The 18,782-nt window shown below is 49.6% G+C and carries 20 protein-coding genes, 1 tRNA gene and 1 riboswitch; of the genes, 14 read left to right on the forward strand and 7 right to left on the reverse strand.

Annotated elements, in window-relative coordinates; translation table 11 throughout:
* Nucleotides 1-9: 9 nt before the first annotated feature.
* Both tsgA and deoD read right to left on the reverse strand, forming a co-directional pair.
* Nucleotides 10-1,173, reverse strand: coding sequence for an MFS transporter TsgA (gene tsgA / locus OGX67_RS19305; protein WP_257651875.1), 1,164 nt, complete (start codon nucleotides 1,171-1,173; stop codon nucleotides 10-12).
* A gap of 38 nt (nucleotides 1,174-1,211) precedes the next feature.
* Entirely contained in the window at nucleotides 1,212-1,919 is a 708-nt protein-coding gene (gene deoD, locus OGX67_RS19310; RefSeq protein ID WP_003035940.1) for a purine-nucleoside phosphorylase, read from the reverse strand.
* 317 nt (nucleotides 1,920-2,236) lie between these two features.
* Between deoD and OGX67_RS19315 the strand changes: the two genes are divergently transcribed.
* From OGX67_RS19315 to OGX67_RS19350, 8 genes are all read left to right on the forward strand, one after another.
* Nucleotides 2,237-2,746, forward strand: a complete 510-nt coding sequence (locus tag OGX67_RS19315; protein ID WP_008320248.1) for a GNAT family N-acetyltransferase — start codon at nucleotides 2,237-2,239, stop codon at nucleotides 2,744-2,746.
* A gap of 242 nt (nucleotides 2,747-2,988) precedes the next feature.
* Nucleotides 2,989-3,212, forward strand: a riboswitch (cobalamin riboswitch).
* Between the two features lie 221 nt (nucleotides 3,213-3,433).
* The gene (locus OGX67_RS19320; RefSeq protein ID WP_003035934.1) at nucleotides 3,434-4,486 is read left to right on the forward strand and encodes an ABC transporter substrate-binding protein; all 1,053 of its coding nucleotides are present in this window, start codon (nucleotides 3,434-3,436) and stop codon (nucleotides 4,484-4,486) included.
* Nucleotides 4,487-4,552: 66 nt separating this feature from the next.
* Nucleotides 4,553-5,620: a FecCD family ABC transporter permease gene (locus tag OGX67_RS19325; RefSeq protein WP_032948951.1), complete on the forward strand. Its 1,068-nt coding sequence runs from the start codon at nucleotides 4,553-4,555 to the stop codon at nucleotides 5,618-5,620.
* Nucleotides 5,617-6,432 (forward strand): ABC transporter ATP-binding protein, encoded by an 816-nt coding sequence (locus tag OGX67_RS19330; RefSeq protein WP_032948950.1) that lies wholly within the window; start codon nucleotides 5,617-5,619, stop codon nucleotides 6,430-6,432. Before OGX67_RS19325 ends, OGX67_RS19330 begins: the two co-directional genes overlap by 4 nt.
* A 10-nt stretch (nucleotides 6,433-6,442) precedes the next feature.
* Nucleotides 6,443-6,883, forward strand: coding sequence for a pseudoazurin (locus tag OGX67_RS19335; protein WP_003035925.1), 441 nt, complete (start codon nucleotides 6,443-6,445; stop codon nucleotides 6,881-6,883).
* Between the two features lie 27 nt (nucleotides 6,884-6,910).
* On the forward strand, nucleotides 6,911-7,462 hold the full coding sequence (gene petA / locus OGX67_RS19340) for a ubiquinol-cytochrome c reductase iron-sulfur subunit (RefSeq protein WP_050593499.1): 552 nt from the start codon (nucleotides 6,911-6,913) through the stop codon (nucleotides 7,460-7,462).
* A gap of 1 nt (nucleotide 7,463) precedes the next feature.
* Complete coding sequence (locus OGX67_RS19345) at nucleotides 7,464-8,624, forward strand: cytochrome b (protein ID WP_061548787.1); 1,161 nt, start codon at nucleotides 7,464-7,466, stop codon at nucleotides 8,622-8,624.
* A 2-nt stretch (nucleotides 8,625-8,626) separates the two neighbouring features.
* A complete protein-coding gene (locus OGX67_RS19350) occupies nucleotides 8,627-9,430 on the forward strand; it encodes a cytochrome c1 (protein ID WP_044700752.1) in 804 nt (267 codons plus the stop codon).
* Between the two features lie 154 nt (nucleotides 9,431-9,584).
* Here OGX67_RS19350 and OGX67_RS19355 read toward each other — a convergent pair.
* Nucleotides 9,585-9,672: transfer RNA gene (locus OGX67_RS19355), tRNA-Ser, on the reverse strand.
* Nucleotides 9,673-9,814: 142 nt separating this feature from the next.
* Nucleotides 9,815-11,443 (reverse strand): ABC transporter substrate-binding protein, encoded by a 1,629-nt coding sequence (locus OGX67_RS19360; RefSeq protein WP_032936281.1) that lies wholly within the window; start codon nucleotides 11,441-11,443, stop codon nucleotides 9,815-9,817.
* Nucleotides 11,444-11,713: 270 nt separating this feature from the next.
* Here OGX67_RS19360 and yccA point away from each other — a divergent pair, with 270 nt between their 5' ends.
* Together yccA and tusE are read left to right on the forward strand one after the other, a co-directional pair.
* Nucleotides 11,714-12,373, forward strand: coding sequence for an FtsH protease modulator YccA (gene yccA / locus OGX67_RS19365; RefSeq protein ID WP_003035917.1), 660 nt, complete (start codon nucleotides 11,714-11,716; stop codon nucleotides 12,371-12,373).
* An 88-nt stretch (nucleotides 12,374-12,461) separates the two neighbouring features.
* A complete protein-coding gene (gene tusE / locus OGX67_RS19370; protein WP_003035914.1) occupies nucleotides 12,462-12,791 on the forward strand; it encodes a sulfurtransferase TusE in 330 nt (109 codons plus the stop codon).
* On the opposite strand, the gene yccX is transcribed toward tusE, so the two are convergent.
* Nucleotides 12,788-13,069, reverse strand: a complete 282-nt coding sequence (yccX, locus tag OGX67_RS19375) for an acylphosphatase (protein WP_003836833.1) — start codon at nucleotides 13,067-13,069, stop codon at nucleotides 12,788-12,790. The genes tusE and yccX overlap by 4 nt on opposite strands.
* A gap of 94 nt (nucleotides 13,070-13,163) precedes the next feature.
* On the opposite strand from yccX, the gene rlmI reads away from it, so the two are divergent.
* Both rlmI and hspQ read left to right on the forward strand, forming a co-directional pair.
* Entirely contained in the window at nucleotides 13,164-14,354 is a 1,191-nt protein-coding gene (rlmI, locus tag OGX67_RS19380) for a 23S rRNA (cytosine(1962)-C(5))-methyltransferase RlmI (RefSeq protein ID WP_032936284.1), read from the forward strand.
* 57 nt (nucleotides 14,355-14,411) lie between these two features.
* A complete protein-coding gene (gene hspQ / locus OGX67_RS19385) occupies nucleotides 14,412-14,729 on the forward strand; it encodes a heat shock protein HspQ (RefSeq protein ID WP_003035905.1) in 318 nt (105 codons plus the stop codon).
* A 61-nt stretch (nucleotides 14,730-14,790) separates the two neighbouring features.
* Here the strand turns inward: hspQ and OGX67_RS19390 are convergent, their stop codons facing one another.
* Nucleotides 14,791-15,204, reverse strand: a complete 414-nt coding sequence (locus OGX67_RS19390; protein ID WP_003035903.1) for a CoA-binding protein — start codon at nucleotides 15,202-15,204, stop codon at nucleotides 14,791-14,793.
* Between the two features lie 172 nt (nucleotides 15,205-15,376).
* On the opposite strand from OGX67_RS19390, the gene csgI reads away from it, so the two are divergent.
* Together csgI and mgsA are read left to right on the forward strand one after the other, a co-directional pair.
* Nucleotides 15,377-16,039, forward strand: a complete 663-nt coding sequence (gene csgI, locus OGX67_RS19395; protein WP_003035900.1) for a curli synthesis inhibitor — start codon at nucleotides 15,377-15,379, stop codon at nucleotides 16,037-16,039.
* Between the two features lie 93 nt (nucleotides 16,040-16,132).
* Nucleotides 16,133-16,591: a methylglyoxal synthase gene (gene mgsA, locus OGX67_RS19400; protein ID WP_003035897.1), complete on the forward strand. Its 459-nt coding sequence runs from the start codon at nucleotides 16,133-16,135 to the stop codon at nucleotides 16,589-16,591.
* Between the two features lie 32 nt (nucleotides 16,592-16,623).
* Here mgsA and helD read toward each other — a convergent pair whose 3' ends face one another.
* Nucleotides 16,624-18,675, reverse strand: a complete 2,052-nt coding sequence (gene helD, locus OGX67_RS19405) for a DNA helicase IV (RefSeq protein WP_286527016.1) — start codon at nucleotides 18,673-18,675, stop codon at nucleotides 16,624-16,626.
* Between the last annotated feature and the right edge of the window lie 107 nt (nucleotides 18,676-18,782).

Consider the following 18,782-nt stretch of genomic DNA (forward strand, 5'->3'; position numbering starts at 1 on the left):
TAAGTGTTATTACTGTGCTTTGTTACGTTTAAGTTTTAATGTACCCATCAACATGATAAAGATTATTAAATATAATACTGGTATTGCGTACATAATTTTCTGCAAGCCCATTGTTTTTTCCATTAGCGCACTGATCGCTGGACTAAACATAGCCCCGGCGCTACCGCTAATTAAAATATATGAAACATTCTGACTACTTGCGTGCTTCACAAATGAAACTCCGTAGGCAATAAAGGAGTTATACAGCGCCGCACAGACGAATCCGTAACTATAAGCCAGATAATCAAGCCCCGAGATGTTGTCTTTCGTTACAATAATGGTCGTAATAACGCAAGCGAGAAAAATAATACTCAACAGGAAATAATGTATCCTCACTCGAGAAACAATGACAGTTGATACTAGCGCCCCAACCAACGCCGCTCCCCAGTATTGCGTAATAATATTACCGGCTTCTTCAAATGGAATGCCAAATTTGTTCTTCACAAATAATGGTGCCCAGGTCAGGAAGGTATACAGCGCCAGCATACCTAAGAACAGACCAATACCTCCGCTAATAATCCCTGGGTTCCACTCAGACTTCACCGCGTCTGTCCGATCTTCCGCAGACGCGGTTTCACAGGCAGTAAAACGAGTGAGCGCCACCACACCTAACGTAAGTAAGGCTACCATGCCAACACTTAGATAGCTGTAACTCCATGACATATTGTGCGTCAGGGCGTAGGTGGTGATCAGCGGGAAAACCACGCCTGCGACGTTAAAGGTGGCGTCTTGTACCACCAACATTGTACTTTGAATGCGATCCTGCCATACCGAAACGACAATCGTTCCTGCCACACACAGGCCAATCCCACCGCAAAAGCCCACCAAAGTCATGGCAACCATCACCGGCCATAAGCCGGGGCTTAAGTGCATTGCCAGCGAACAAAGGAACACTATCGAATAGATAATAAACGTCATTCGCTTGACGCCAATTTTTTCTATCAGGAAAAAGGCGGCGATGGTCCCGGCTAATGCCCCACCGTTAAGCAGCGAAAATATCGAGGCAACGGTATTCACATCAGCACTGTAACGTACCGCAATCGGTTCAATCAGCATTCCAAACTGACTGGCAAACCCCGCCATAATAAAATTTGCCAGAAAACTAATCAGTGTAAGTGCTATTTTATTCTTCATATAATGACATCCCTGATTGGTTCAATTAAAAGCCAATGCTAAGCCGTAACGGCTGTATTTAGCGCCAGCTCAATCATATTTTTAAAAGTTAATTGTCGTTCCTCTGCCGTGGTTTCTTCGCCAGTCAGGCAATGATCGGACACCGTTAAAATAGCCAGTGCTTCAATATTAAATTGGTGTGCTAAGGCGTATAAGCCGGCCACCTCCATATCCACACCCAGTACACCAAACTTTTCCAGTGCAGGAATGAGGTTTTCGTCAGGATCGTAATAAAGATCGCCACTGAAAACATTACCGACCTTAATGTCGATTCCGGCCTTCTGCGCCAGCATCCACGCCTGTTGTAGTAATGGGAAGTGAGCGGATGTCGCCATCGTGTAGCCCGCGCTACGTTTTAAATTTGTGACAGAGTCCGTTCCGGCAGCGAGAGCCAGAATAATGTCGCGCATTTTGACATGCGGTTGTGTTGCCCCCAGGCTACCGACGCGAATAATTCTCTTCACATTAAAATCATGTACCAGCTCATGGGCGTATAGCGTCATAGACGGAATACCCATACCGTGTCCCATCACCGAAACAGGTTGACCAAAATAAAGACCGGTATAGCCCAGCATATTACGCACGTTGGTAACTTCGCGGTAATCCATAAGATAATTTTCGGCAATAAATTTTGCGCGCAGCGGATCGCCCGGCATAATCACAGTTGGCGCAAAATCACCCGCTTTAGCATTAATATGTGCAGTCATAACAATTCCTGAATTATGGGTATTGGAGATATGCAGGGATTGTAACCAGACGTTTGCAGAGGATTGAGGACAAAAGTCCTGCTCAAAGGATCGGCCTCTCATTTCTGAGAGTTAGAGTTGCAGGCTTAGGATGCAGAGGAAAACTATGCCCCGGCAACAGTTAGGAAAAGCAAGACCCAGAACAATAAAAGAACAGATTAGCCCCCAAATCGCTGGTGACTACCGCGTTGGCGCGAGTAGCCATAGCAGCGTCAATATTGTTTTGAAAGTGGTCTTATTGTTATTATCGTATTCCACTCTAAGCTTGGATGCCTGCCATGACCCGATTAAGGTTTAGTGAGATGACTCACGCCGATATACCTGCTGTTCAGTCGTTCCTTATTAAGCATCTTAATTTGTTCTTCAATGCCGGGAGAGTCATGCCTGCTGCTGAAGAAGATATCTTCGATCTCAGGCAGCAGTATATTTTGCAAGAAAGAAATCTATTACTTTGCGCATGGAGTGAAAAACAAGAGCTCATCGCTACACTTGCGGTATGTCAATATGATGATCGTATCACTGAGCTACGTGGGCACTATAATTTGCCTGAAACGGCAGAAATTTGTCGTTGCTACGTGGATGCGCGCTACCGCAGACAGGGAATCGGAAGCCGGTTGTTTGCTTTAGCTCAAATGTTCTGCCAGCAGCAAAAATATAAAACCTTATATCTTCATACTCATCATTTCTTGCCTGGAGGGTATCATTTTTGGTTGCGTAAAGATTTTAGCGTCGTTATGGATATGCAGGATGAATGGCAATTGGTACATATGCAGAGATCACATTATTAAATTAACCCAACGCTAATTAACTGCGTTATTGATAACGATCAATATGATTAAATTGAAAAAATAAAACCGCGTTTATAGCTTGATCAATATCAATCAATTCTCATTTAGCTTTTTATTGTTATTTTCATGTATACATCCGAGATAAAGGATTTAAGCATAACCAACTGTAAAACATAACAATTTTACCAGAGGTGTGAGGTTTTCCCTATTTATTCATACGGTTGACCTCGTTAACAATTGCCGTTAGAGTCGCTTTTGACAGCATTTCATTACATTTTTGTATATGAATAGGAATATGGTGAGAATTATTCAATTCAATTCCATAACTGCCCCCGCAACTGTAGGCGGATGCAGAATATCCTTGTGTGGTTAATAAGCCACAGGTCACTGTAAAGCTCGTCTTTATGGGAAGGCCGATATTCTGATTACCGTGAGTCAGGAGACCTGCTGTCAACGATGTATACCATTAAGTGGACGGGATGGTCCATGGGATGAATTATTTGACGCAAGCAGTAGTGTATTTATGAATAAGATTTTGGCTAAGTAAGGCTTATTTGCATTTGTTGCATATCTTCATTCTTAAAATTCACGATTCAATGTCATCTATCTTCATGTCTCCTCCCGATATATGGAATGAAATGAGCCATGACCAGACTTTAAGATTCTGGCATCAACGGGACGATGATAATGCACGCTAATTCTACATTTTTCTCTTCTAAAAAAACGCTTCTGGCTATTGTTGGAACCACTGTACTGTTGACTTCCGGTTTTTCTAACGCGGCAAAAACCGAATATCCTCTGACGATTAAAAACTGTGGCCGCGATATTACCTTTAATCAGGCACCAACGCGTGTGGCAACGGTGGGTCAGAACAGTACCGAGATTCTCTATTCATTGGGACTGGCCGATCGTGTCGTGGGTACTTCGTTGTGGTTTGGCCCAGTACTGGATGCTTACAAAGCAGCAAATGAAAAAGTTGCCGTTATTGCGCAAAATATTCCCAGCTTTGAAGGAATTGTGGCTAAAAAACCAGATCTGGTTGCCAGCCAATTTGAGTGGCAAATCGGCCCTGCTGGCACAGTTGCCTCATACGAACAGTTTAGTGAACTGAAGGTGCCCGTTTACACTGCACCAGCTGACTGTGCTAAGGATAACGAAGATGGGGGTGATGGTGTTCGTAAGGGCATGTTTGATATTGCCATGGTGTATCAGGAAGTCGCCGATCTGGCAAAAATTTTTGATGTTCAGGATAAAGGCGAAGCGCTGATTGCCAGCCTTAAAGCACGTGAATCAGCAGCAAAAAATAAAATTACCGGCATGGATAAGAATGTTTCCGCCGTGTTCTGGTTCTCAAGCGCCGATTTACAGCTCGATCCTTACGTTGCCGGGAAGTTTGGCCCAGCAGCATGGATAGCCCAAACGTTGGGTGTGAAAAATGTCATTGATTCTGCTGAAGAGTGGCCAACGGTGGGCTGGGAAACCATCGCTAAAGCTAACCCTTCTGTCATTGTGCTCGGTGAGATGAGCCGCCGACGCTTCCCGGCAGATGACTGGAAGATCAAGATGGAATACCTCCAGTCCGATCCTGTCACCAAACTGATTCCTGCCGTCAAAGAAAACCATCTGCCGGCCATTGACGTACAGACAATGAATGCCGGGATCAGAACTATTGATGGAGTGGAAAAACTGGCTGACGCTCTGGTTGAATATGGCTTAGCGCATCCGCAGGCTGCTCATTAATCTACATTTTGCGCTATATCACGGCACGGTATAGCGCATCTCCGTTACTCAGGAACGCAGATAATCATGAGTGATTCTCGCAGGATGCGTCGCGCTGTTGGTCAGCTTGCGGTGAGAGTCGGTGGTCATGCCGTTTGGGTCAGTGCGCTGATGTGTTGCGTACTGCTGGCGGGGATTTCCATCGGCGAAACGTTTATCCCCTGGCAGCACGTACTCAGCACATTGGCAAATCATCTTTTCGATACCCACTATCCTGTCGATGCACTGGATGCCGGGATCGTCTGGAACTACCGCTTGACCCGAGCACTGGTCTCAGCCAGCTGCGGCGCCTGCCTGGCTGTTTCCGGCGTAGTGTTACAGTCGTTGCTACGCAATGCGCTCGCCGAACCTTATCTACTGGGGATTTCTGCCGGAGCATCTACCGGTGCGGTGCTGATTGCGCTCACGGGACTGGGGGCTGGCATCATCAGTATGTCTTTAGGGGCGTTCATTGGTGCGCTGACGGCATTTCTGTTCGTTGCACTATTGGCGATGGCCGCTGGCGGTAAACAAGGTGGCGGGATTACAACCCAAATCATTCTTGCCGGGATCGCCAGTTCGCAACTGTTCAATGCGATTACGTCGCTTATCATCACCCGCTCAGCAAACGCCGAGCAAGCGCGCGGTATTATGTTCTGGTTGTTAGGCAATTTGAGCGGTGTACGCTGGCCCGATGTTGTCTTAGCTATTCCTACCGCTCTGGTCGGTATTGCGCTGTGCTTCTGTTATGTCCGCCACCTTGATGCGTTCTCCTTTGGCGCTGAATCCGCGGCATCGTTGGGTATTCCGGTCAAACGTACCCGCGCAGTACTGATTGCTGCTGTCACCGGTATGACAGCGATTATGGTCTCCATTGTTGGTGCGATCGGCTTTGTCGGTCTGGTTATCCCTCATGCCGCTCGTTTGCTGGTCGGCAACCAGCATCATCGACTGCTGCCGGTTAGTGCGCTTACCGGCGCCATTTTCCTCATTGTCGCCGATGTTATTTCCCGCACGTTACTACCCGGTCAGGTACTGCCAATTGGGGTGATCACGGCTTTGGTCGGCGCGCCTGCGTTTTCAATCATTCTGATAAGAGGAAACCAGAACAAATGACGGTAAACCTCGTACAGCCACTTGTTACCTCTGCGCAAGCCGTTATTGAAGCCTGCAATCTGCGTTGGAAGGTAAAGGGTAAGACGATTGTTGATGATATTTCTCTTCGCGTAACTCCCGGCGAGTTTGTCGGTATCATCGGTCCCAACGGCTCGGGCAAAACGTCACTGATTTCACTGCTGGCCGGTTTGCTGAAGCCGACTTCCGGGCACATCACTCTGCGGCAAAAAGCGCTCCAGCACTATTCGCGGCGTCATCTTGCGCAACAGGTGGCGCTGGTCGAACAACAGGCTGAAACCAGCGAGCGGCTTACCGCTTTACAAGCCGTTTCTCTGGGACGGACCCCCTGGCTTAGCCTGCTCACCCCCTGGTCTGCCAAAGATGACGATATCGTACAAACGATGCTGGAGAAGGTCGATCTCAGTGAATTCCAGCACCGCTGCTGGCATACCTTTTCCGGGGGAGAAAAACAGCGCCTGCATATCGCACGGGCGCTGGCGCAGCAGCCGCAATTGTTGCTGATGGATGAACCCACCAACCATCTCGACATTCAACATCAGATTGGCCTGCTGAGTCTGGTTAAACGTGAAAAACTCACGGTGATTGCTGCTCTGCACGACCTTAATCATGCCGCGATGTTCTGCGATCGCATCATCGTAATGACCTCCGGACATATGGCGATGCAGGGTAAACCTTGCACCGTTTTTACCCGCGAAAATCTCCATGCCTGGTTTGGTATCGACGCCATTGTCGAACATGAAGCGGGTAGTGAAAACTGTTTTATTCGTTATCAAAGACCTGATGAATTTTAAGGAAGAATCGATGAAATACCTCAAACAGAGTCTGAAAGTTTTGTGTTTACTCGCCCTCGCCTCTTCAGCCTTCGCGCAAACTCACGAAGTGTTGATGAAGAATCGTGGGTCTGCGGGGCCGATGGTCTACGAGCCGGATTATCTGGAGATCCAACCCGGTGATACGGTGAAGTTTATCCGTAAGCATAAGAGCCACAACGCGGCTTCAATTGCTGAATTGTCTCCAGCTGACTATCCCGGTTTCATGGGAAAAATAGATGAAGAGATCGAGGTGACTTATGACAACCCTGGATTTTACGGCATCAAATGCTCACCGCATTACGCTCAGGGCATGGTGATGATGATTAAGGTTGGCGATACCACGTTACCGGATAGCTATCGGGCATTCAAAGCGCCGGGTATTGCTGATAAGCGCTTTCAGGAAATTTACGCGCGTATCGACAAACAATAATCCGCATTACTCTGGGAGAAATACAAGGTGGCAGATAAAAAACTTGCAGATGGCGAAATCCAGGAACAGCGTCGGGAATGCCTGTGTAAACTGACGAAATTCGTCGGCGCGGCGGGCGTCGCGGCTGCCGTGTGGCCGCTGGTTTCGGCCTTAAGCCCGGATGAGAAAACGCTAGGGGAAAATGAACCGATTGATGTTTCTCTTGCGGGTGTTGCTGCTGGACAAACCATCAGGCGCATATGGCAGGGAAAGCTGATTCTTATTCACCACCGCACGCAGGAAGAGATTGTCGCCGCCAGAAATACCGACTTGCATACGCTTATTGACCCACAGTCTGACAGCGAGAGGGTCTCTGCGGTTCATCCCCAATGGCTGGTGGTTCAAGGGTACTGTCCACATGCCGGATGTGTCCCCAACGCCCAGCCGGGAGGGCTGGGCTGGATTTGTCCGTGCCACGGCTCGGAATTTGATACCTCCGGGCGCGTGACGCGCGGCCCCGCAACGGCCAACCTGGCAATCCCGGATTACGCTTTTCATTCTGATGGTCAGATCGTGCGTATCGGCACTAAGGAAGCCTGACATGATGAGTGAGCGCGTCTATTCGCTTCGCTGGCGAATTCCTTTTCCTCGTTCGATTGCCGGACTCTGGCTGTTCGCTATCGGCGCAATCCTGCTGGTTATGCTCGGCGTGCAGATCCTGACAGGTATCGTACTGGCGATGTTTTACGTGCCGACAGCCGGGCTGGCATTTGACTCCATTATTCATATTATGCGTGCGGTTCGCCACGGAGAACTGATACGCAATATGCATGCTATTGGCGCATCGCTCTTTTTCTTTGCCTGTTATCTGCATATTTTTCGCGGTATGTACTACAACGTGTACCGCAAGCCCTGGACAACAATGTGGTTGATTAGCGTCACGCTGTATATCCTCCTGATGATAACCGCATTTCTTGGTTATAGTCTTATCTGGGGGCAAAAAAGCTACTGGGCGGCAACGGTCATTACTCGCTTTGCCCAGGCCATTCCGCTAGTGGGTGATACGTTATACGCATATTTAGTCGGTAGCCATACGCCGGGAACACCGATGCTTGGCCGCTTTTTTGTTATCCACTTTATTCTTCCTTTTATGATTGTCGTGGCAACGGTTTTTCATATACGTACCGTACAGTCAGCGTTTGCCCAGGCGATGAAAAAGAGGTTCAGCGAGAAAGAGTCCAGGAGCCTGTTGTTCGATTACAAAATTACCGATCTCGATGCCATCAAAATCACCCTTTTTATGATGCTCTTCGCCTGGTTTTTATTCTTTGCTCCGCACTATCTGAGCAGCGCCGATAACTTTATTCCCGCAGACCCAACGATTACACCAGCGATTGTTGCGCCAGAATGGTATTTCCTTCCCTTCTTCTCCATCTTGCGCTGCTTCCCGAATGAATTCGTGGGACTAGCCGCGATGTGCGGTTCGATACTGATTTTCTATTTTCTTCCCTGGCTTGATACCTCCCGGGCTCGTTTTCGCCATTACAGCAAACTGGTCAAATGCGGATTCTGGCTGTGGGTCATCAATGCCTGCTTTTTAGGCTGGTTAGGATCGAAAGCGCTGGTTGGCCCCGACCTTCTTGACGGTTTTCGTAACGAAGAAGGTTGGATACGTGCCGCGTCCCAGCTTTCGACGCTGATTTGGTTTGCCTGGTTTTTAATCGTATTACCTTGCCGTCGTTTTCTGGAAAAACAGGACTGATAATGAAACGACTATTGAAATTCAGTGTTCTGTGTTTTTCTCTGTTGGGACTGGGCTCCACCTATGCGCAAGAAGCCACGCCTGAACGACAGGAATGGAGTTTCAGCGGCATCAATGGCCAGTATGATAAAGAGCAGCTTCGGCGTGGTCTGCAGGTTTATGAAGAGAAGTGTCGCGCTTGTCACGGCATGAAGCACCTTACCTTTCGAACCTTGACCAGACCCGGCGGCCCGGAACTCACGGAAGAAGAAGCAAGAAGTATCGCTAACGGCTATCAGTTTCCTGAGATTCAGGATGACGGCCAGATGGGTGAGCGGGACGGGACGCTAAATGACAGCTTTATATCGCCATATTTAAACGAGCGGGAAGCTCGATACCTTAATAATGGCGCAGAACCTGTTGACCTGAGCTATATCGTCCGCGCCCGCTCATACGATCGTGGATTTCCGCAATTCCTGTTAGATGCTTTTCTGCCCTACACGGACCAGGGAGCTGATTACGTCTACGCGCTACTCACCGGCTATCTGCCTGACGATCCCGAACTGAAGGCTAACCGCTATTTTCCGGGCGGCGTGATTAACATGCCGAAACCGCTGAATAGCGGAGAGATCCAATGGAGTCCGGCGTCGCAGAAAGCTGAAACTGAGGAGCAATACGCCAGAGATGTTACCGCCTTTCTGGCATGGGCAGCCGATCCGGCGCTCTCTGAACGAAAACAGCAAGGGAATTACGTTATGGGCTATCTGGCTATTATGCTGGGGCTGCTATGGATATTACGACGAATGAAGAGACGTTCGCTCATGTAGTTTTTGCGGGGCGGGGTGATTACTCATTTCACCAGCATTCAACCGGTCAGCAGCACTGTTACCCTTGCGCGACTAAGACGAGTAAAGGAAGACAAAATATAAACCGAGCAAAACGAAAAAACCCCAAGCTATTTGATAGCTTGGGGTTTATGTTTGGCGGAAGCGTAGAGATTCGAACTCTAGAACCCTTTCGGGTCGCCGGTTTTCAAGACCGGTGCCTTCAACCGCTCGGCCACGCTTCCAATGAGGCGCACTATAAACATCCCGAACGGACCTGTAAAGCACCAATGTGTTCGTTTGCCTGAAAAACAGCCAAAATGTTGTTAATCGATTGAAATAACAACAGACTGACCATTTAATCAGCACAAATACCGGCTACAACGCTTAATGTTTTTTGATGTACATATCTTTGGTGTAGTAATTGCCCCGGTTATCCGGCGCAAATCCCCCCACCCACGGCTTCACCAGATGCGTGCGGACATAGTGGTAAACCGGAATCGCAGGGACATCATCACCTAAAAGATCTTCAGCCTGCTGATAGTATTTGCCTCGTTCTTCCAGTGAATTTGCTTTCGCCGCATTACGCATCGCTTCATCAAAGGCGGGATTGCTGTACTTGGTAGTATTCTCGCTATCACCGGTACGGAAAATATTGAGGAAACTTGAAGCATCATCATAGTCGGCTATCCACGCATAGCGCACGACGTCAAAATTACCGGTGTGCATAGTGTCCAGCATGGTTTTCCATTCCTGGTTTTGCAGCTTCGCCTCGACGCCAAGGTTTTTCTTCCACATCGACGATGCGGCAATCGCAATACGCTGGTGCGTTTCGAAGGTGTTGTAGAGCAAATTCAAGCTAAGCGGATGCTCAGGACCAAAACCGGCTTCAGCAAGCAGTTTTTTGGCTTCAGCAATACGTTTTTCGAGCGGCCATGACGCATACTCCGGAGCATGCAGTTTCACCCCACCTATTTCCGGCTGGCTGATAACCCACGCTGCTCGCTGCCCCTGCCCCATCACCTTTTGCGCAATGATGTCTTTATCCAGCGCCATATTCAGTGCCCGGCGCACGCGCGGATCATTAAACGGCGCGCGGGTTGTATTGAACTGATAGTAATACGTTGAAAGCTGGGGAGAGACATGCAGTTCATCGCCCATCGTTTTTTTCAGTTGGGCGAACTGATTGACCGGTACGCTATAAACAATGTCGATTTCACCGGCCTTATAGCGGTTTACGTCAGCCGACTCTGAGCTGATGGGCAAATAAGTAACTTTATTAATAACCGTATGCCGATCGTCCCAGTAATGTGGGTTACGCTCGGCAACAATGCGCTCATTGACCACCCATTGCGATAGTTTGTACGGCCCACTGCTGACAAAATGTTCTGGTCGGGTCCACTTGTCGCCAAAACGCCCAATCAGAACTTTATCCAGCGGCACCAGCGATGGATGCGCCAGCATCGCCAGAAACGCCGCCGTCGGTTGCGTCAGGGTAATTTCCAGCGTGGTATCATCCAGGGCTTTGACCCCTAGTGTAGCGGGATCTTTATTCCCTTGGGCAATATCAACCGCGTTCGCAACATGCATATTGCCCAGATACGAAGCATAAGGTGAAGCCGTTTGCGGCGAGACCAGACGCTGCCAACTCCAGACAACATCCTGTGCGGTAATCGCAGAGCCATCAGACCAGGTAATGCCCGGACGTAAATGAAAGGTCCAGATAGTATTGTCTTTATTCTCCCAGGATGCCGCAAGGCGGGGCTCGATAGACCCATCCTGCTTGACAGCAACCAGACCGTCGAACATATCGCTGATTAAATTAAACTCAACGTTGCTTTCGACTTTATGCGGATCCAGCGATGCCGGCTCACTGCCGTTATTTCTCACCAGTTCCTGCTTTTCAGCCAATGCTGTTCCTGCGGGAACATGAGCTGCCCATGCCGCGCCGTTTATTGATATCATACAGGCGGCCAACAGCGTAAACGTAAATACCTTCGATTTGTGTTGAGTCATTCCCTGCACCTTATTGTTCTGTTTTATGTAGACACCGCTTTCACTGTCAGAGAGATTCAGGAATAACGCAATATTTTTCAGTGACCTATAAGATGTCGATCTGACATTTTCAAACAATAAGTGGTAACATCTAATTTAGGCACTTTTGCTGAAATAATATGCTTAAGTCTGGCGGGTTAAAATGCGTAAAGATGGGTAAAACCGCTGTGTCATTCCCCTTGATTTCATTATCCTCCATCATTAATTACATCTGTCATAAGAGAGTGACTCATGGATCGTATTATTAGTTCTTCGCGCGACCGTACATCGCTACTCAGCACGCATAAAGTGCTGCGCAATACCTATTTTCTGCTCAGCCTGACGCTGGCGTTTTCTGCCATCACCGCAACGGCAAGCACCGTGCTGATGCTGCCATCCCCGGGTCTAATCCTGACGCTGGTGGGTATGTATGGTCTGATGTTCCTGACATATAAAACTGCGGATAAGCCGGTCGGAATTCTGTCTGCTTTCGCATTCACCGGCTTCCTGGGCTACATTCTGGGACCGATTCTGAACACCTACCTGTCTGCAGGCATGGGTGATGTTATCGGTATGGCGCTGGGCGGCACTGCTCTGGTCTTCTTCAGCTGTTCTGCCTATGTGCTGACCACCCGTAAAGACATGTCCTTCCTCGGCGGTATGCTGATGGCAGGTATCGTGGTGGTGCTGATTGGTATGGTTGCGAATATCTTCCTGCAACTGCCAGCTCTGCATCTGGCCATCAGTGCGGTGTTTATTCTGATTTCTTCAGGCGCTATCCTGTTTGAAACCAGCAATATCATCCGTGGCGGTGAAACCAACTACATCCGTGCAACGGTCAGCCTGTATGTTTCGCTGTACAACATCTTCGTCAGCCTGCTGAGCATTCTGGGCTTCGCCAGCCGCGACTAAGTTGTCAACTCGCACTATCCAGCCCCGCTTATGCGGGGCTTTCTTTTTTGGTAAACTGCCGCCAGTTTGACTAACGTAGTGACGAATTATGTTGATCTTTGAAGGTAAAGAAATCAGTACCGATAGCGAAGGCTATCTGAAAGATACCACGCTGTGGAGCGAGCCGCTGGCGGAGAAAATCGCCGAAAACGAAGGCATTACGCTCTCCGCAGAACACTGGGAAGTGGTGCGTTTTGTCCGCGATTTTTATCTGGAATTTAATACCTCCCCCGCTATTCGCATGCTGGTAAAAGCGATGGCCAACAAGTTTGGCGAAGAAAAAGGCAACAGCCGTTATCTCTACCGCCTGTTCCCGAAAGGACCCGCCAAGCAGGCGACTAAAATTGCCGGCCTGCCGAAACCGGTGAAATGTATTTAATAACGGATACTAAATCCCTTTAGCTCGTCGCCAGGACGATGGGGTTCGCTGAGAACTCTGTCTACCCTGGCGCTTCGCGGCCCCCCGGCTTTCAACCACTTCATCAGTTGTTCCACCCGGTCACCTTCACCGCAGGCGACAACCTCTACGCTGCCGTCATCCATATTCTTCGCGTATCCGGTCAATCCCAGCCGTTGTGCTTCATGCTGGGTGGTGTAGCGAAATCCTACTCCCTGAACCCGGCCATAGACCCAGGCGATTATGCAGACTTTCGACATTGCGGTTCTCCTTATCATCACAGCGCGCGTTGCAAATATGCGTAAAACTCAGGACAATGGCGCCCATTTCTTTGAATTGACAGAATAGTAAATTATGAGTGTACGTTTAGTGTTAGCCAAAGGGCGCGAAAAATCATTACTGCGCCGCCATCCGTGGGTATTTTCCGGTGCTGTCGCACGTATGGAAGGTAAAGCCAACCTCGGTGAAACCATCGATATTGTTGACCATCAGGGTAAATGGTTAGCACGCGGCGCGTACTCACCCGCGTCGCAGATCCGTGCACGCGTCTGGACATTTGACAAGTCTGAGTCCATCGATATTGATTTCTTCACCCGTCGTCTGCAGCAGGCGCAGACATGGCGTGACTGGCTGGCGAAAAAAGACGGTCTGGACAGCTACCGTCTGATCGCCGGCGAATCCGATGGTCTGCCGGGTGTCACCATTGACCGCTTCGGCAACTTCCTGGTGTTGCAGTTGCTCAGTGCGGGGGCTGAATACCAACGCGCCGCGCTGATTAGCGCTCTGCAAATTGTTTTCCCGGACTGCGCCATTTATGACCGTAGCGATGTTGCGGTGCGTAAAAAAGAAGGTATGGAGCTGACTCAAGGGCCAGTAACGGGCGAGCTTCCGCCAGCACTGCTGCCAATTGAAGAGCACGGCATGAAGCTGCTGGTTGATATTCAGCATGGTCACAAAACCGGCTACTACCTCGATCAACGCGATAGCCGCCTGGCCACGCGTCGTTATGTGGAAAATCAGCGTGTGCTGAACTGTTTCTCTTATACCGGTGGATTTGCGGTTTCAGCATTAATGGGTGGATGCCGTCAGGTCGTCAGCGTTGACACCTCTCAGGAAGCGCTCGATATTGCCCGCCAGAACGTGGAACTGAACAAGCTGGATCTGAGCAAAGCTGAGTTCGTGCGTGATGATGTGTTCAAACTTCTGCGAGCTTATCGCGATCGTGGTGAGAAATTCGACGTCATCGTGATGGATCCGCCGAAATTTGTCGAAAACAAAAGCCAGTTGATGGGCGCCTGCCGCGGCTATAAGGACATCAATATGCTGGCTATTCAGTTGCTCAATCCGGGCGGCGTACTGCTGACTTTCTCCTGCTCTGGGCTTATGACCACCGATTTATTTCAGAAAATCATCGCTGATGCCGCAATAGATGCTGGTCGTGATGTACAATTTATAGAGCAGTTCCGTCAGGCCGCCGATCACCCGGTGATCGCTACCTACCCGGAAGGGCTGTATCTGAAAGGGTTTGCCTGTCGCATCATGTAACTTGAAAAGTGGAATATTACCCTTACATAGAGGGTATCTATTTCCCGGGAGGTGACTATGATTGCCAGCAAATTCGGTATCGGCCAGCAGGTCCGCCATTCCCTGTTAGGTTACCTCGGAGTGGTCGTGGATATCGACCCGGAATATTCGCTTGATCAACCGTCAGCCGATGAGTTGGCGGTTAACGACGAACTTCGCGCCGCTCCCTGGTATCACGTGGTGATGGAAGACGATAATGGTCTGCCAGTACATACGTATCTGGCCGAAGCACAACTGAGTAGCGAGCTACAGGAAGAACATCCGGAGCAACCGTCGATGGATGAACTGGCGCGAACAATTCGAAAACAGCTTCAGGCCCCGCGCCTGCGCAATTGATGCAAACACAGACCCGATTAGCTAATCGGGTCTGTGCGTTTTGTTCGGCTACAGATCAACCTTACTTCGCCAGTCCCAGCCGCGGGATCTCAATCGCCGGGCAACGATCCATTACCACCGTCAACCCTGCATCACGAGCCAGTACGGCTGCCTGCTCGTTAATCACGCCGAGCTGCATCCATAGGGTCTTCGCGCCGATGGCAATTGCCTCCTGAGCAACACCCCACGCCGCTTCGGAATTACGGAAGACATCTACCATATCCACTTTCTCTGGTACATCTGCCAGCGTCGCATAGCCCTGCTGCCCCAGCAGTGTTTTTCCGGCAACTTTCGGTGAAACAGGAATAACGTGATAGCCCTGATCGAGTAAATATTTCATAACCCGATAGCTTGGGCGATCGGGTTTATCGCTTGCTCCCACCAGTGCAATCGTGCGGGTCGTTGTCAAAATGCCAGCAATATCGGTCTCTTTCATCGTTTTCCTCCAGGCTGTTTAGCAAAGTGTACGACAAACCGGACTTTGCGACCATTCATCCCATACTGGCGCATGAGAGCTAAACTCAAAAATATGTCTATATGTTAGTAAACATGATTATCGAAAAATTTAGATACATCTTATACAGATTTTTTCTGGACAGGAGAAACCTATGAAAGCCGGCATTGTGACAGCCTTAATTGCCCTGTGTTTGCCGGTAACCGTTTTTGCTACCTCTCTACGTCTGTCTAATGATATTGACCTTCTGGTGCTGGACGGAAAAAAAGTCTCCAGCTCATTACTGCGTGGTGCCGAAAGTATTGAGCTGGAAAATGGTCGGCACCAGCTTGTGTTTCGCGTAGAAAAAACCATTCGCCTGTCCAGCCACGAAGAACGTCTGTATATTTCGCCCCCGCTGGTCATCAGCTTTGATACCCAACTCGTCAGTCAGGTTAATTTTCACCTGCCACGTCTGAGCAACGAGCGAGATGCAACGCATTTTGATGATGCCCCACGCGTAGAACTGCTGGATGGGGATTCCATGCCTATACCGGTTAAGCTGGATATTCTGTCAATCACATCCACCGCAAAAATCGTAGATTATGAAATAGAAACAGAGCGCTATAACAAAGCGGCTAAGCATGCGTCTTTACCGCAATTTGCCACGATGATGGCCGATGACAGTTCGCTGCTTTCCGGGGTATCTGAACTGGACCGCGTGCCGCCTCAGTCGCAAACGCTGACTGAGCAACGCTTAAAATATTGGTTTCAACAGGCTGACGCACAAACGCGAAGTAACTTCTTACAATGGGCTGAGAAACAGCCCCCATCGTGACATTTATGTTCGTATACGCATTTTTTTTGTCTTTCTCTTGCAGCGTCAAGTGCTTCCAGTACTCTGTAACAAGGTTAACTTGGGAGCTGTACTATGGAATTAACGACTCGCACATTACCAGCGCAGAAACATATTGCGTTGGTCGCACACGATCACTGCAAAAAGATGTTGATGAGCTGGGTTGAACGCCACCAGCCATTACTGGAAAAACACGTTCTGTATGCTACAGGAACAACAGGAAATCTAATTCAACGCGCGACAGGAATGGACGTCAACGCCATGCTGAGCGGCCCGATGGGGGGTGACCAGCAGGTGGGTGCGCTAATTTCAGAAGGGAAAATTGATGTGCTGATTTTCTTCTGGGATCCGCTCAACGCCGTTCCCCACGATCCTGATGTCAAAGCCCTGCTACGCCTGGCCACAGTCTGGAACATTCCGGTCGCCACCAACGTGTCAACGGCTGATTTTATTATCCAGTCGCCAAACTTCAACGACGCAACGGATATCTTGATCCCGGATTACGCCCGTTATCTTGCAGAACGCCTCAAATAAACGCTAAGCAGGCGGCAACTGCCGCCTGCTTTTCAAGGTTTCCGGGTCACCGGAACGTCTAATTGCTTAAGCTCATCAACAAAACATGATGGCGCGTCTTTGCTAAACAGTAGCCATACCCGATGTCGTGCACGCGTTAGCGCCACATACAGCAACCGCCGCTCTTCAGCATCAGGAAAATCTTCAACTGCCGGGAGTAACGCCTCTTCCATAATCGACTCGCGAGCCGGAGCCGGAAAACCGTCATTCCCGTCATGAAGCCCCATAACAATAACGTAATCCGCCTGCTGCCCTTTGCTAGCATGAATAGTCATAAAATCCAACTGCAGCTTGGGCCAGCGGGTGGCCGCTTTGTCCAGGCTGGCTGGCTTCAGATGATGGTACCGCGCCAGCACCAGAATTCTCTCTTCAGCTTTCACAAAACCCGACAACTTATCCAGCAACAGATCTAACTGACTTTCATCGAGCAACATGACAGCTTTTTTATCACCGATCGTCAGACTGTTCAGCGGTTTCGTGAGCTGATGTGGGTTTTGCTGGATAAACTGGTTTGCGACTTCGCCAATCCGGCTATTAAAACGGTAAGTCGTATCCAGATTACAGCTATCGCCCTCACCAAAATTTTGCTGGAATGCGGTCGTCAGAGAAAGCTGTGCTCCGCTGAACCGGTAAATGGCCTGCCAGTCATCTCCCACGGCAAACAGTGTGGTCTGCGAGTTTTGCTTTCGCAAGGCGGCTAACAGGGCGGCGCGCTGAGGGGAAATATCCTGAAATTCATCGACCAGAATATGTTTCCACGGACTGATAAACCGCCCCTTCTCCAGAATGACAATAGCCTGATGGATCAACCCGGAGAAATCGACGGCATTCTCATCCTTCAGGGCACTCTTCCAGGCCTTGAGCAGCGGCGCCATTAGCTTTATGCGTTTACTGAACAGATCGCGGATCTCCTCCGGAGCATTAGCAATCATCTCCGCCTGTGCTCCACCATGCATCCGCATCAAACTAACCCAGCGATCCAACCGGGAGGCCAGACGGCGCTGTAATTTTTCGTCATCCCAGAAGTTACCTTCGGGTACAGACCACTGCATTTCTTCTAACCATTGTCGCCAGCCTTTAGCCTGAGCCTTTTTCTCACTGCACTGCTGACGCCAGGTCGTTATAAATAGTTTGTTGCGAGCGGCGGCATCATTTTCCAGCTTGCTCACTGTTGGAACTTTTTTGCTACCTTGCGAAATAATGTACAACGCCAGTGAATGGAACGTCCGCGCAGTGACCTCGTCCGTATGCAGACGCTCACGAATGCGGTCATCCATCTCCTGGGCTGCTTTGCGTCCAAACGCCAGCAACAGGATCTGTTCAGCCGCCGCCTCTCCTCGAGCAAGCAGCCAGCCCGCACGGGCGACCAATACGGATGTTTTGCCGCTTCCGGCCCCCGCAAGAACCAATAAGGATTGCTCACCGTTCACTACCGCGCGCGCCTGAGCCGGATTCAACGGCGAAGATTCAATATGCTGGAAAAACTCAGCATACTCTTCCAGCATTGCCTCGGTGTACGCCTGATTGTGCTGTAAGCGGCAGGCTTCAATGTCCTTCAACCACGCCTGGCATTGACGTAACGCCTCCCGGCAATTTTCAAATTCTTCCAGCCGATTAACCGGGAGCGGTAAAGCAGCAAAGGCACGGCGAATCTGCTGCTGCAGCCCTGATGTTTGTTCGCGCGTCAGCCATTTACTTTCACTAGTACGCGCCGCTATCGCATCCAACTGCTGCTGTAAAACCCCCGCAGCAACGTCACTCATTTCCTGGCTCCACTGTTGCCAGAGTGCATTCAAATGATGATGGAAGCGCTGGGTTTCCGCCCACTCTGTACCGTGAAGACGGACCACCTTCTCATCCGGGAGTACAAACTCCAGCTCGCCCCACACCAGACCACGTTTGCAATGAATAGCCAATAACTGATTGAAGGGAATAAGATACTCGTGACGATCGCCGGAAACTTTAATCCCGGCATTGAGAATAACGGCCCGATCGTAAGGGTGTTGTGCCAGACGTTTTCCAAGAGAAGTAGCTTTCAGTTCCATAAGACTCAAGCGGATCCACACGAAGAGGTTTGCTTATCAGTGTAACCGCCAGAGAAAACGTGCTCCAGCCCAAAAAAACGTTACAATTGCCGAATTCACAGAAAACC

The sequence above is a fragment of the Citrobacter sp. Cf118 genome, assembly GCF_030334095.1.
Taxonomy (GTDB): domain Bacteria; phylum Pseudomonadota; class Gammaproteobacteria; order Enterobacterales; family Enterobacteriaceae; genus Citrobacter; species Citrobacter freundii.